At 58.7% G+C, this 13,909-nt stretch carries 14 protein-coding genes and 1 pseudogene; 12 read left to right on the top strand and 3 right to left on the bottom strand.

Annotation, left to right across the window (positions count from 1 at the left end; genetic code table 11):
• Positions 1-8: 8 nt before the first annotated feature.
• Complete coding sequence (gene smpB / locus RBH10_RS17750) at positions 9-491, top strand: SsrA-binding protein SmpB (protein WP_003512228.1); 483 nt, start codon at positions 9-11, stop codon at positions 489-491.
• A gap of 162 nt (positions 492-653) precedes the next feature.
• Here the strand turns inward: smpB and RBH10_RS17745 are convergent.
• A pseudogene (locus RBH10_RS17745) lies at positions 654-2,154 on the bottom strand (methyl-accepting chemotaxis protein).
• A gap of 224 nt (positions 2,155-2,378) precedes the next feature.
• A complete protein-coding gene (locus RBH10_RS17740; RefSeq protein ID WP_013635795.1) occupies positions 2,379-2,948 on the bottom strand; it encodes an NYN domain-containing protein in 570 nt (189 codons plus the stop codon).
• A 392-nt stretch (positions 2,949-3,340) separates the two neighbouring features.
• Here RBH10_RS17740 and rpoZ point away from each other — a divergent pair, with 392 nt between their 5' ends.
• From rpoZ to recO, 11 genes are all read left to right on the top strand, one after another.
• Positions 3,341-3,733, top strand: coding sequence for a DNA-directed RNA polymerase subunit omega (gene rpoZ / locus RBH10_RS17735; RefSeq protein WP_045022655.1), 393 nt, complete (start codon positions 3,341-3,343; stop codon positions 3,731-3,733).
• Positions 3,734-3,864: 131 nt separating this feature from the next.
• Complete coding sequence (locus RBH10_RS17730) at positions 3,865-6,099, top strand: bifunctional (p)ppGpp synthetase/guanosine-3',5'-bis(diphosphate) 3'-pyrophosphohydrolase (protein ID WP_045022564.1); 2,235 nt, start codon at positions 3,865-3,867, stop codon at positions 6,097-6,099.
• Positions 6,100-6,295: 196 nt separating this feature from the next.
• Positions 6,296-6,442, top strand: coding sequence for a hypothetical protein (locus RBH10_RS17725; protein WP_003496944.1), 147 nt, complete (start codon positions 6,296-6,298; stop codon positions 6,440-6,442).
• 299 nt (positions 6,443-6,741) lie between these two features.
• Complete coding sequence (locus tag RBH10_RS17720) at positions 6,742-7,320, top strand: DUF2062 domain-containing protein (RefSeq protein ID WP_045022567.1); 579 nt, start codon at positions 6,742-6,744, stop codon at positions 7,318-7,320.
• Complete coding sequence (gene acpS, locus RBH10_RS17715) at positions 7,317-7,721, top strand: holo-ACP synthase (protein WP_281036316.1); 405 nt, start codon at positions 7,317-7,319, stop codon at positions 7,719-7,721. Before RBH10_RS17720 ends, acpS begins: the two co-directional genes overlap by 4 nt.
• 210 nt (positions 7,722-7,931) lie before the next feature.
• Positions 7,932-8,678: a signal peptidase I gene (gene lepB / locus RBH10_RS17710; RefSeq protein WP_045022573.1), complete on the top strand. Its 747-nt coding sequence runs from the start codon at positions 7,932-7,934 to the stop codon at positions 8,676-8,678.
• Positions 8,675-9,394 carry a ribonuclease III gene (gene rnc / locus RBH10_RS17705; protein WP_045022580.1) on the top strand — a complete coding sequence of 240 codons (720 nt, stop codon included), beginning with the start codon at positions 8,675-8,677 and terminating at the stop codon, positions 9,392-9,394. The genes lepB and rnc overlap by 4 nt, the downstream gene beginning before the upstream one ends.
• Before the next feature lie 76 nt (positions 9,395-9,470).
• Positions 9,471-10,421 carry a GTPase Era gene (gene era, locus RBH10_RS17700; RefSeq protein WP_372339792.1) on the top strand — a complete coding sequence of 317 codons (951 nt, stop codon included), beginning with the start codon at positions 9,471-9,473 and terminating at the stop codon, positions 10,419-10,421.
• A 145-nt stretch (positions 10,422-10,566) separates the two neighbouring features.
• Entirely contained in the window at positions 10,567-11,319 is a 753-nt protein-coding gene (locus tag RBH10_RS17695) for a Crp/Fnr family transcriptional regulator (protein WP_045022584.1), read from the top strand.
• A gap of 135 nt (positions 11,320-11,454) precedes the next feature.
• Positions 11,455-11,832, top strand: coding sequence for a response regulator (locus RBH10_RS17690; RefSeq protein ID WP_045022586.1), 378 nt, complete (start codon positions 11,455-11,457; stop codon positions 11,830-11,832).
• Positions 11,833-11,888: 56 nt separating this feature from the next.
• A complete protein-coding gene (recO, locus tag RBH10_RS17685; RefSeq protein WP_281036318.1) occupies positions 11,889-12,653 on the top strand; it encodes a DNA repair protein RecO in 765 nt (254 codons plus the stop codon).
• 2 nt (positions 12,654-12,655) lie between these two features.
• Here recO and RBH10_RS17680 read toward each other — a convergent pair whose 3' ends face one another.
• On the bottom strand, positions 12,656-13,870 hold the full coding sequence (locus tag RBH10_RS17680) for an MFS transporter (protein ID WP_281036319.1): 1,215 nt from the start codon (positions 13,868-13,870) through the stop codon (positions 12,656-12,658).
• Between the last annotated feature and the right edge of the window lie 39 nt (positions 13,871-13,909).

Here is a 13,909-nt window from a genome sequence, read left to right as displayed (position 1 = left end):
GAAATATCATGGCCCCCAAAGGCAGCCAGCGCGTGGTGAACAAGATCGTTGCGGAAAACCGCAAGGCCCGTTTCAACTACGAAATCATCGACACCTATGAGGCAGGCCTCGTGCTGACCGGCACCGAGGTCAAGGCGCTGCGCGAAGGCAAGGCGAACATCGCCGAATCCTACGCGTCGGACGAGGGCGATGAAATCTGGCTCATCAATTCCCATCTGCCGGAATACCTGCAGGCGAACCGGTTCAACCACGAGCCGCGCCGCCGCCGCAAGCTGCTGCTGAACAAGCGCGAGATCAACCGTCTGCGCGCCGGTATCAACCGCGAAGGCATGACGCTGGTGCCGCTGAAGGTCTATTTCAACGAAAAGGGCCGCGCGAAGCTGGAACTGGCGCTGGCCAAGGGCAAGAAGCTGCACGACAAGCGCGAGACGGAAAAAGAACGCGACTGGAACCGGCAGAAGTCCCGGCTGTTGAAGGGCAACAACGCTTAAAGCTTACTCCCTCATTCCTGTGCTTGTAACAGGAATCCAGCCGCCGCGCGTCTGCGCGGCGAGAGGGTCGTTTCAGCCCAAGGACTTGGGCTGGCTAGATTCCTGTGACAAGCACAGGAATGAAGAGAGTGAGGATGCTTTCGCCTCTGGAATAGACCGCTCTCACGCTGCCCTGTAAGTCCGCTCCACATAGGACGTCGACGCTGAAACGCTGAATCTGCTGACGAGGGCCGCGAGATTGGCGCTGACATCGCTCAGATTATGCGTCGCCGCGTTGGTTTCTTCCACCATGGCCGCATTCTTCTGCGTCAGATTGTCCATGCTGTTGATGGCGGCGCTGATTTCCTGAATGCCGACGGACTGCTCCTGCGCCGCCTTTGTCAGCGAGGCGATATGCTCCTGAATATGATCCACCTTGTTGCCGATCGTATTTAGGGATCTCGCCTGTCTTGTTAACCAGCGAGACGCCCTGCATCACGTCCGCGGAGGATTTGGAGATGAGGGTCTTGATTTCCTTGGCGGCGTTGGCTGAACGCTGCGCCAGTTCGCGCACTTCCTGGGCAACGACGGCGAAACCCTTGCCCGCTTCACCGGCACGCGCGGCTTCCACGCCGGCATTCAGCGCCAGAAGATTGGTCTGGAACGAAATCTCGTCAATGACGGAAATGATCTGGGTGATCTTCTGCGACGACTCCTCGATGGCGCCCATGGCTTTTACCGCTTCCGTCACCACATCCCGCGACCGCGCCGCCTCGACGGCCGAGCTTTCGACGATGGCCTTGGCCTCTTCGGAGCGCTGCGCCGAAAGTTTGGAAATGGTGGTGATTTCCTCGACGGCGGCGGCGGTTTCCTCAAGGGCTGCGGCCTGCTGTTCCGTCCGGCGGGCCATGTCGTCGGTTGCCGAAGTCAGTTCGCGGGTATTGCCGGAAATCTTGGTGGCTTCCTCGACGATCTGCGAAAATGCACTCGAGAGATTACCGACCGCAGCGTTGAAATTGGCGATCAGCCCCTCAAATTGCGGTGCGGTCTTTTCCTTGATGCTGGAGGTGAGGTCGCCATTTGCCAGCTTGTTGAGGGCGCTGTTGAGCAGTTCGAGAACCTGCTCCTGCTCTTTCTTCATTTGCGCCTGCTGCGCCTCGACCTTCAGCCGCTCGGCGGCAAGCACGTCGAGGTAAACAGAAATTGAATAGTCCATGTCGAGAAGGGCGGCCTTGATCGTCACCGTCAGGGCGTCATTCAGCTTTTTGGCCTTCTTTTCCATGAAAAGGCCCTTCAATTCCGAATCGACGACGGCCTTGACGATGCCATCGAGCATCAGCGCATAACCACCAATATACCATCTCGGCTCCAGCCCCAGCCTTGCGTGGGTGCGGCCGATGGCGGTCACGGCGTCGGTGTAGTCCGCGTTGAAGGTGCCGGAGGCAATTCTCGCCCAGTGTTTAAGCTGCATGCCCTTGGCATGCTGGACATGCGCGTCGTTCGCAAAGAACTTCGCCGTTTCCGGCACCGCACGGGCCTTCGCATAAAACCGGTCGAGAGAGGCGTCGAGGGAGCCGGTGATGACGCCCTTCATGTCTGAAAGTTTTTGCCGTTGCTCTTGGCCAAGCCCCAGAAAATTCAGTCTTTCGTCGAGTTGTTGATTGGTTTTTACTTGGCCATGCATGTCTGAACATCCTGATTTGACACCGAAATCACGTCGCTGGTGCCTTTGGGTGATTTAGACACGCCTAAAATTAACCAAGATATAATTTTGACTGGCCGAATTTGATGTTTGTTAATTTTAAGGGGAATTTTGCGGCGGTGATACATGGCCGCAGGACCAAACAAAAACGCGCCCGCCTTGAAGACGGACGCGTTCTCATTGTGTCGGCGGCGTAAAGACCGGGATCAGATCGTCTCGGGGCTTTCGACGTGCCGGGCAGGGCGCTCGTTCGGGTCACGCCCGATTTCGGCCTTCAGCGTCATCAGATCGATGAAGTGATCGGCCTGCCTGCGCAGGTCGTCGGCGATCATTGCGGGCTGCGTAGCCATGGTGGAAACCACGGAAACCTTGCGGCCCTTGCGCTGAAGGGCGTCCACCAGCTTGGTGAAATCGCCGTCGCCGGAAAACAGGACCAGATGATCAACGGTCTCGGACTGTTCCATGGCATCGACAGCAAGTTCGATATCCATATTGCCCTTGATCTTGCGGCGGCCGAGCGCGTCGGTGAATTCTTTCGCCGGCTTCGTCACGACCTTGTAACCGTTATAATCCAGCCAATCGATCAGAGGACGGATCGAAGAATATTCCTGATCCTCGATCAATGCGGTGTAATAATAGGCGCGCAGCAGGTATCCGCGCTTCTGAAACGCCTTAAGAAGCTTGCGATAGTCAATATCGAACCCCAGGCTTTTAGATGCTGCATAAAGATTGGCTCCATCTATAAAGAGCGCAATTTTCTCCCGTGGATCGAACATTCCATCCCATTCCTTTTTTGGAAAGGCCATTGTCTGGCTTTTATATCCGGTCGATAAAGCGAAAAAATATGTCGCATTCAACGAGTTTCGCGCATCGCCGTTGCGTTTTAAGTAAGCTACCTTCCCGCGTATTCCAAGACAAATTTGCTAGACAATTTGTTCCGGAGACGCCAAACTTAGCGGATAAGGTGCCAAAAGACGCCAAAGACAGGAAAAACTTGAATTCCGCGGCCAATGGCTGTATCGGAAGCCGGACAGCATCGTCGCGAGAAATCATAAGCGTTTTTCGCAAAGCACGAGGCGCAGATTCAATAGGTTAGAGTGGCCCTTGTGCATCCGCAAGAACGCACGGCACTTTGATCGGCGACACCACGACCCATAAAGGACAGGCAATGGCCCGCGTCACAGTAGAAGATTGCATTGATAAAGTAGACAACCGTTTCGAGCTGGTCCTTCTCGCAAGCCACCGCGCGCGCCAGATTTCCCAGGGCTCGTCCATCACGGTTGACCGCGATAACGACAAGAACCCGGTTGTAGCGCTGCGCGAAATCGCCGACGAGATGCTTTCGCCCGACGACCTCAAGGAAGACCTCATCCATTCGCTGCAGAAGCACGTTGAAGTGGACGAGCCCGAGCCCGATCCGGTCACGCTCGCAGCCTCCGCTTCTGCCGATGGCGAAGACGACGACCAGCCGGAAACCGTCACTTTCGACCAGATGTCGGAAGAAGAACTGCTGGCTGGTATCGAAGGCCTTGTGCCGCCAGAGAAAAATGACGACTATTGATCTGACTTTATGACGCCATGACAGGCGGTGGTTACCGTCTGTCAATATTTGCCGTCATAATCTGATCCCTATTGATGCAGCATTGTGCGCCGACCCCAAGGTTGGCGCGCTTTCTTTTTGTGGAATATCGCATGATGCGGCAGTACGAACTCGTTGAGCGGGTTCAAAAATATAAACCGGATGCGAATGAGGCCCTGCTGAACAAGGCCTATGTTTATGCCATGCAGAAACATGGCCAGCAAAAGCGGGCCAATGGCGACCCCTATATCTCGCATCCGCTGGAAGTTGCCGCCATCCTGACGGAAATGCATCTCGACGAATCGACCATCGCTGTTGCGCTGCTGCACGATACGATCGAGGACACTACTGCCACCCGCGCTGAAATCGACGAGCTTTTCGGCGAAGACATCGGCAGGCTGGTGGAGGGGCTCACCAAGCTCAAGAAGCTCGATCTCGTTACCCGCAAGGCCAAGCAGGCCGAAAACCTGCGCAAGCTGCTGCTTGCCATTTCCGACGACGTGCGTGTCCTTCTGGTCAAGCTCGCCGACCGCCTGCACAACATGCGCACCATGGAATATATGCCGGCTGACAAGCGCAGCCGCATTTCCGAAGAGACCATGGAAATCTATGCGCCGCTTGCCGGCCGCATGGGTATGCAGGACATGCGCGACGAGCTGGAGGACCTGTCCTTCCGTTATCTCAATCCGGAAGCCTATGAGACGGTGACCAACCGTCTGCAGGAACTGGAAACGCGCAACGAAGGCCTCATCAAAAAGATCGAGGACGAGTTGCGTGAGCTTCTCGTGGCGAACGGCCTGATCGGGGCCAACGTCAAGGGGCGTCAGAAGAAGCCCTATTCGGTATTCCGCAAGATGCAGTCGAAGTCGCTCTCCTTCGAGCAGCTTTCCGACGTCTACGGTTTCCGCATTCTGGTGGACGATATTCCCTCCTGCTACCGGGCGCTGGGCATCGTGCACACCCGCTGGCGCGTGGTGCCGGGCCGCTTCAAGGATTATATCTCCACACCGAAGCAGAACGACTACCGTTCCATCCACACCACCATCGTTGGCCCTTCGCGCCAGCGTATCGAGCTGCAGCTGCGCACCAAGCGCATGCACGAGATCGCCGAATTCGGCATCGCCGCCCATGCGCTTTACAAGGACGGCGAAAACGGGGAGGGCGATCTGCTCTCCAAGGAGTCGAACGCCTATTCGTGGCTGCGCCACACCATCGAATCGCTGGCCGAAGGCGACAGCCCGGAAGAGTTCCTCGAACATACCAAGCTGGAACTGTTTCAGGACCAGGTGTTCTGCTTCACGCCCAAGGGCAAGCTGATTGCGCTGCCGCGTGGTGCGACACCCATCGATTTCGCCTATGCCGTGCACACCAACATTGGCGATACGACCGTCGGCGCCAAGATCAACGGGCGGATCATGCCGCTCGTGACCCGGCTCAACAACGGCGACGAGGTGGAGATCATCCGCTCGGGCGTGCAGGTGCCGCCTGCCGCATGGGAAGAGGTGGTGGTGACCGGCAAGGCCCGCTCGGCCATCCGCCGCGCCACCCGTATGGCGATCCGCAAGCAATATTCCGGCCTCGGTTATCGCATTCTCGAGCGCACCTTCGAGCGCGCCGGCAAGGCCTTCTCGCGGGAAGCCCTGAAACCTGTGCTGCATCGTCTGGCGCAGAAGGATGTGGAAGACGCGATCGCCGCCGTCGGGCGCGGGGAGGTCTCCTCGCTTGATGTGCTGCGTGCGGTCTATCCGGATTATCAGGACGAGCGCGTCACGGTGAAGATGACCGGCGACGACGGCTGGTTCAACATGCGCAGCGCTTCCGGCATGGTCTTCAAGATTCCCGGAAAGTCTCGCTCCGTTCTGGAGGACGATGGCGCGGCCGAAATGCTGGATGGGCCGGACCCGCTGCCCATCCGTGGCCTTTCCGGCAATGTCGACGTGCATTTCGGTGCAGCCGGCGCCGTTCCCGGTGACCGCATCGTCGGCATCATGGAAAAAGGCAAGGGCATCACCATATATCCCATTCAGGCACCGGCGCTGCAGCGTTTCGATGATGAGCCGGAGCGCTGGATCGATGTCCGCTGGGATCTCGACGAGGCGAACAAATCACGCTTCATGGCGCGGGTGATGATCAACGCGCTGAATGAGCCGGGCACGCTCGCTTCCGTCGCGCAATCGATCGCGACGCTTGATGTCAACATCCGTGGTCTCAACATGGTCCGCATCGGCACGGATTTCTCCGAGCTGGCGCTGGATGTCGAAGTCTGGGATTTGCGGCAGTTGAATCAGCTATTGTCGCAGCTGAAGGACCTCGATTGCGTCTCTACGGTCACTCGTGCCTTCGATTGAGGCATTTTTGATCATTCGCACATTCCAAAAGGCCGTTGCTATGCGTTGAGTGCATGGCAGCGGCCTTTTCCTGTCTCTGGTCGCAGGTGTGGTTTGCGACTATCTTCCTTTCAGAAATTGAAAACGGAAAACGCGGCGTGCCGGTGGTCCTTCACCGATGAGAAACGCCATTTCCAAACTGAAAGGACATGAAATCATGTTTACTCCGCTTCGCAAGATCGCCCGTGCAGTTCGTGGCAAGACTACCCAGGAACGCGAATTCGAATATCTCAGCGGCTCCGTGTCGAATGTCGACCTCGAGTTCCGTCAGCGCGAAATCGACCGCGGCCTGTTCCGCCGGTAATGCACTCAGTGCATGGCAGCCCTTCGCCATGCGTATGCGGTTCGCAAGATTTGCGGCCATTGTAGTCCGGTCTCACGGGCTGCGTCATAAGAATGTATGCGGATGCACGCCCATGAGCGGGCATCCGGTGTAAGGCTGCCCCTTTGCGGATGGCCTTTGCCTCGCGGCGCCGCGCCATGATAAGCGCCTGCGCCCGCCCGGCTTCCACATGCAAAACCGCCTGCACAATTCCTTCGCCGCGGCTGAATGTGGCTTTGTGCCCCTTGGCTGGGCCGGAACGATGAAATAGACTGCCCCTCATGCCGTTTCGCCGCCGTGAACCTGTTGGTTTTTCAGAGAAGATTCGCGACCTCTTTTGGCCGCGCACGGGTTTTACCCGTTCGCTGCGCTATATGAAGCTGCGTCTCCTGCGGCTTTCCGCGTCTCCACATTCGATCGCCGCCGGCGTTGCGCTGGGTATCGGCGTGGCGTGGACGCCGTTTCTCGGTGTCCATATCATCATCGCCATGGCGCTCGGTTTTCTCATGCGCGTCAATCTCGTCGCGGCCGCACTCGGCACGACCTTTGCCAATCCCCTGACATTTCCGTTCATATGGGCATCCACCTGGGAACTGGGGCACTTCCTCCTCGGGCGCCAGAAGGAGGCGGGGGCGGCACATGTGGATTTCGTCGCGCTATTCAACCATCTCGAATTCCGGCAGATATGGACGCCGGTGCTGGAACCCATGACCGTCGGGGCGCTTCTTCCCGCGACTGTTAGCGCAGTCATCGCCTATGTCGTCGTCTACAGCCTCATCAGCGGCTTCCAGCGCCGCAAGATGGAAAATCTCGCGCACCGCGCCGCCAACAAGAATGCGTCTCTGGAGATGTTGAAATGATCCTTGGATTGGGCAGCGACCTGATCGATATCCGCCGCGTTGAACATTCGCTCACCCGTTTCGGTGACCGTTTCACGCACCGCTGTTTCACCGATATCGAGCGCGCCAAATCCGATGGCCGCAAGAACCGCGCGGCATCCTATGCCAAGCGCTTCGCCGCCAAGGAGGCCTGTTCCAAGGCGCTCGGAACCGGTCTTGCGAACGGCGTTTTCTGGAAGGACATGGGGGTCGTCAATCTGCCGGGTGGCAAGCCGACCATGTTGCTCACCAACGGTGCAGCGGAAAGGCTGGCGGCCATGCTGCCCGCCGGTCACCGCGCCAATATCCATCTGACGATCACGGACGACTTCCCTTACGCTCAGGCATTTGTGATTATCGAGGCGCTTGCCGTGAGCGACTGAAACCGCAGGCTGCCGCAATGGCGGCCTATTTGCAGGCGTATGACAGAAGCGCTTCCCTTCGGGCTGGAAAGGTTCTAGAGAAGTCGCAGAAATATGAAAGCGTTGCAGGCTGCGTGAAAATCGCTTCACCCGCCGCAAACGCGACCAGACAACGGCCCGGATATCTTCGTAAAATCGCAGGAACCGGTAAACAATCAGGCAGGTCTTTAAGTGTCCGAAAAAGCTGAAAAGAAGCAGAACGCCCTCTGGGAAAACGTCAAGGTCATCATTCAGGCGCTGCTGCTGGCCATGGTCATCCGCACAGTTCTGTTCCAGCCCTTCACGATCCCATCGGGCTCGATGATGCCGACGCTGCTGGTTGGCGACTATCTTTTCGTCAACAAGTTCTCCTACGGCTATTCGAAATATTCGCTGCCCTTTTCTCCGAACCTGTTTTCGGGCCGTATTCTCGAATTCAGCAAGCCTAAGCGTGGCGATGTCGTGGTGTTCCGCCTGCCGCCCAATCCTGAAGTCGATTACATCAAGCGTCTCGTCGGCTTGCCCGGTGACCGCGTCCAGGTGACGAACGGCGTGCTGTTCATCAACGGCCAGCCGGTTCCGAAGCAGCCCGACGGCACCTTCACCTCCGACTACCGTGCCGATCCGGGCGCCAATGTGCCGGTTTTCCGCGAAACGCTGGATAATGGCGTCACCTACGACACGCTCGACCAGTCGCCCGATTCGCGCGGCGACAACACCCGCGAATTCCTGGTGCCGGAAGGCCATTATTTCATGATGGGCGATAACCGCGACAATTCGCTCGACAGCCGTTTCGACGTCGGTTTCGTGCCGGAAGAAAACCTGATCGGCCGCGCCAGCGTCATCTTCTTCTCGCTGGGTAACGACACGCCGTTCAGCCGCATTTGGGACTGGCCGTCCAACATGCGCTGGGACCGTCTCTTCAAGGTTGTCGGATGAGCAAGACCAAGCCGCTTTCGATTGCGGAGATTTCCCGTCTCGAAGCGTTGATCGGATATGAATTCAAGGAAAAGGCCCGGCTCGACCGGGCCTTGACCCATGCGAGTGCCCGTTCCGCTGCGGCCGGCAATTACGAACGGCTGGAATTTTTAGGGGATCGCGTCCTCGGCCTTTGCGTTGCCGAACTGCTGTTCTCGACCTTCCGCCACGCCAGCGAAGGTGAGCTTTCCGTTCGTCTGAACCAGCTCGTCAGCGCTGAATCCTGCGCGGCCATCGGCGACGAGATGGGCCTGCACAATTTCATCCGCACTGGATCGGACGTGAAGAAGCTGACCGGCAAGGCGATGCTGAACGTGCGCGCCGATGTGGTCGAAAGCCTTATCGCCACCATCTATCTGGATGGCGGGCTGGAAGCATCCCGCAAGTTCATTCTGAAATACTGGCAGGGCCGCGCGACCAGCGTGGATGCCGGGCGGCGCGACGCCAAGACCGAGTTGCAGGAATGGGCGCATGCCAGATTTGCGGTTACGCCCGCTTATCGGGTTGACGATCGCTCCGGACCGGATCACGATCCCAGCTTCACCGTAACGGTGGAAATTCCCGGCGTGAAGCCGGAAACCGGCGTCGAGCGCTCCAAGCGCGCGGCCGAACAGGTGGCGGCAACCAGATTGCTGGAACGCGAAGGCGTCTGGCAGAAAAGCACCACCCGAACCTGAGCACCCGACAAAAGGGTGCTGCAATCGAGCGCATGGCGGACCCTTGTGGCCGCATGTTGAATACCTCAGACCTTGAATGGATATCATGACCGATCACGAAAACCCCGCCGTAACAGGCGAAGACATCGCCCTTCCGACCCGCTCCGGTTTCGTCGCCCTCATCGGCCCGACCAATGCCGGCAAGTCGACGCTGGTCAACCGGCTGGTGGGCGCAAAAGTCTCGATCGTCAGCCACAAGGTGCAGACGACGCGCGCCGTGATGCGCGGCATCGCCATTCACAAGAATGCACAGATCGTTTTCATGGACACGCCCGGCATCTTCAAGCCGCGCCGCCGGCTCGACCGCGCCATGGTCACGTCTGCCTGGGGCGGCGCGAAGGATGCCGATCTCATCCTGCTGCTGATCGACAGCGAGCGTGGCCTGAAGGGCGATGCCGAGGCCATTCTCGAAGGGCTGAAAGATGTTCCGCAGAAGAAGATCCTCTGCCTCAACAAGATCGACCAGGTGAAGCGCGAAGACCTGCTGAAGCTTGCCGCCGCCGCCAATGAGAACGTGACCTTCGATCGCACTTTCATGATTTCGGCCACCAATGGTTCGGGCTGTGAAGACCTGATGGATTATCTGGTGGACACCCTGCCGGAAGGCCCGTGGTATTACCCGGAAGACCAGATTTCCGATCTGCCGATGCGCCAGCTCGCCGCCGAAATCACCCGCGAGAAGCTGTTTCTGCGTCTGCATCAGGAACTTCCCTACGCCTCGCATGTCGAGACGGAGAAGTGGGAAGAACGCAAGGACGGATCCGTGCGCATCGAGCAGGTGATCTATGTCGAGCGCGACAGCCAGAAGAAGATCGCTCTCGGCAAGAACGGCGACGCGATCAAGGCGATCTCCACCGCCTCGCGCAAGGAGCTGTCGGAAATCCTCGAGCAGCCGGTCCATCTCTTCCTGTTCGTCAAGGTTCGCGAGAACTGGGGCGATGACCCCGAGCGCTTCCGCGAAATGGGTCTGGAATTTCCGCGGGGCTAAACGCATCTCACCCTCGTTCCTGTGACGAGCACAGGAGTGAGGGTGGTGCGGGCGCTGAATATCTTCAACATTTTATCGGGAACCGAATACGTTCGGGCGGGTTGTTCAATGAATTGAGCGCAACCTTTTTCGATAATGGATATTCATGTCGCCCAAAAAACCGAATGGAATTTCCACCACGCCGTGCCAGCAATGTCCCTTGCGGGACCTGCCGCATTTCAGGGATTTCTCCTCTCCCGAACTCGATTTCGTCTCCCGTTTCAAGACGGGGGAACTTGCGGTCGAAAGCGGTTCGCTGATCCTGATGGAAGGTTCGCACAGCGCTCACCTCTATACCGTGCTGCATGGCTGGGCCTTCCGCTACAAGACGCTGGAGGATGGCCGACGGCAGATCCTCAACTATGTCATGCCGGGCGATCTCGTCGGTCTGCAGGGCACGGTGATGGGGGAGATGCAGCACTCGGTGGAGGCGCTTTCGCCCGTCACCTTGTGCGTCTTCGAGCGGTCGCGCCTCAACAACCTCTTCACCGATCATCCGACCCTTGCCTATGACCTGACCTGGATCGCGGCGAGCGAGGAACGCATGCTCGACAGCCATCTCCTCAGCATCGGCCGACGCACCGCGCTGGAACGCGCCGCCTATCTCATCGCGTTCCTCTACAGCAAGGCGAAGGCGGCCCAGCTTGTGCAGGGCGAAACGCCTATCCCGGTCACCCAGCAGCACGTTGCCGATACGCTCGGCCTTTCCATCGTCCACACCAACAAGACCTTAAGAAAGCTTGTCGAGCGCGACCTGATCCGCTGGACCGACAAGGGCTGTCTGGTGCTTGACGATGCCGGGTTGGCCCATGTGGCCGGCTGGCAAAGCGACGAGCAGCGGCAAAGACCCTTCATCTGATCTCTCCTCCACATGTCTTTTTTAAATGACGGTCGGGCAATAATTTGCGACTGCTGCACCATGGCGCTCGAAAATCATTTTGGACGCAGCGATGAACAATTTGCTGCCGCCCCTCACGTCGAAAGAAGAAAACATATGGTGCCACAACGGGTTATCATCGTTGAGGATGAATATCTTGTGGCGCTCGACGTCGAAGCGGTTCTTCAGTCCATGGGCGTCGAAACCGTCGTCATCGCAACGACGCTTGCGCAGGCAAGGCAGGCCGTCGATGCGGACGGCGCCGACTGCGTGCTTCTCGACGTCAGCCTGTCCGACGGCACGAGTTACGATTTCGCACGTCTTCTGGGTAAGGCGGGTGTTCCCTTCGGTTTCGTCAGCGGTTACGGCGACACGACCGGCTTTCCCGACGATCTTTCGCAGGCGCCGCTGCTCGGCAAGCCTTTCGGGGAAGATGAAATCGTCGATTTTGTTCTCAGGCTCGTCGGTGCGGGCGATAGTGCCGTAAAAGAATAACGTTTCGCCGCCAGATCGGGTATGATCAGGCTTGAATCGGAATTCGGACACGTTTCATGCAGTGGCAGGACGAGGCAATCATTCTCGGCGTAAAACGCCACGGCGAGACGAGCGTCATCGCCGAGGTGATGACCCGTTCGCGTGGCCGCCATCTGGGCATGGTGCGCTCCGGGCGCTCCCGCAGCATGCAGCCGGTGTTGCAGGCGGGAAACCGGGTGGATGTCATCTGGCGCGCGCGTCTCCACGATCATCTCGGCGAATACCGCATCGAGCCGCTGCAATTGCGCGCGGCGCAATTGATGGAAACGGCAACCGCCGTTTATGGCGTGCAGGCCATGGGCGCATTGCTGCGGCTTCTACCGGAACGTGATCCGCATCCGCACCTCTATCAGGCGCTCGACGTCATTCTCGACAATCTCCACGATCCTGTTGATGCCGGGGAACTGTTCGTGCGCTTCGAGCTGGCGGTGCTGAACGATCTCGGTTTCGGGCTTGATCTCACCGAATGCGCGGCGACCGGGCTGCGCACCGATCTCATCTATGTATCACCGAAAACGGGCAGGGCGGTGTGCCGCACGGCGGGCGCGCCCTATGCGGAGCGGATGCTTTCGCTTCCGGCTTTCCTTGGCGAAGGCCAGTCGAAGGCGGCTGACCGCGACAGCCTCGCGGCTGCCTTTCGCCTGACCGGCCATTTTCTCCACCGACATGTCTATGATCCGCGCGGCCTCAATGAAAACGCCGCCCGCGACGGTTTTGTGCAGGCGGCGCTGAAGGCGCTGGAGCGCAAGGCGGTACAGCCTGCGCTCGATAAGGCTATATAGTCTCAGGCCATTGCTGGTCTGGGTGCCGGCCGTTCCTGAATGGGCCAATGTACAATGGCCGCAAAAATCCCCATGCCGACGCCGAGCCACCAGACGAGATCATAGGAGCCGAGCCGGTCGTAAAGGAAACCGCCCAGCCAGACGCCGAGGAACGAGCCGATCTGGTGCGACAGGAACACGACGCCGCCGAGCATGCCGAGATGGCGGGTGCCGAACATGATCGCCACCAGCGCATTGGTCGGCGGCACGGTGGAAAGCCACAGAATGCCCATCACGGCAGCGAAGATGATGACCGAGAGCGGCGACTGCGGCAGAAGCAGAAATGCGGTGACGGCAATCGAGCGGGCAATATAGATATAGGCCAGCAGATAGGGTTTCGAATAACGCTGGGCGATGACGCCTGCGGCCAGCGACCCGATGATGTTGAAGAAACCGATCAGCGCCATCGCTATCACCGCATATCGCGGTTCGATGCCGATATCGCCGAGATAGGCCGGGAAATGAGCGGTGATGAAGGCCACCTGAAAACCGCAGACGAAAAAGCCGGTAGTCAAAAGCAGATAGCTCTTGTGCCCAAGCGCTTCTCTCAGCGCTTCACCCGCCGTCTGTTTGAATTGCGCCTGTGACTGGCTGCCGGAAGAGGAATTGCCGCGCATCGGATAGGCGAGCAGCGGCACGAGCATCATCATCACGGCCAGCCAGACGAGGCTATCCGACCAGCCATAGGTGGAAATCAGGCCCTGGCTGATCGGTGCGAACAGGAACATGCCGGCCGAGCCCGCCGCCGTGCCGATGCCGAAGGCAAGCGAGCGCTGCTGCGGCGTGACATGGCGCGCAAATGCCGAGAGGATGACGCTGAAGGAACCGGCAGCAATGCCAAGCCCGACAAGAACGCCGCCGCCGAAATGCAGCCAGAAGGGCGAGGTGCCGAAGGACATGCAGATGAGGCCGGCCGCATAAAGAATGCCGGAGAGCACAAGCACGCGGCCCGTGCCGAATTTATCGGCGATGGCGCCGAAGAAGGGCTGGCCAAGGCCCCAGAACAGGTTCTGCAACGCCATGGCGAGACCGAAGGTGGAGCGATCCCAGCCGGTATCGGCAAGCATGGGCAACTGGAAAAAACCCATGGCCGACCGTGGCCCGAAGGTCATGACCGCGATCAGCGATCCGGCAATAATAATCGCCCAGGGCATGGCCTGGCGTGTGGCTTGCGACATGAAACTCTCCCGATGCAGCGTCTCGCCCCCGAGGGAAAG

Origin of the sequence: Rhizobium sp. AN73 (genome assembly GCF_030757975.1) — a bacterium.
GTDB classification, from domain to species: domain Bacteria; phylum Pseudomonadota; class Alphaproteobacteria; order Rhizobiales; family Rhizobiaceae; genus Agrobacterium; species Agrobacterium arsenijevicii.
The sequence above is the reverse complement of the archived record's forward strand: the minus strand, read 5'-3'. Positions and strand labels throughout refer to the sequence as shown.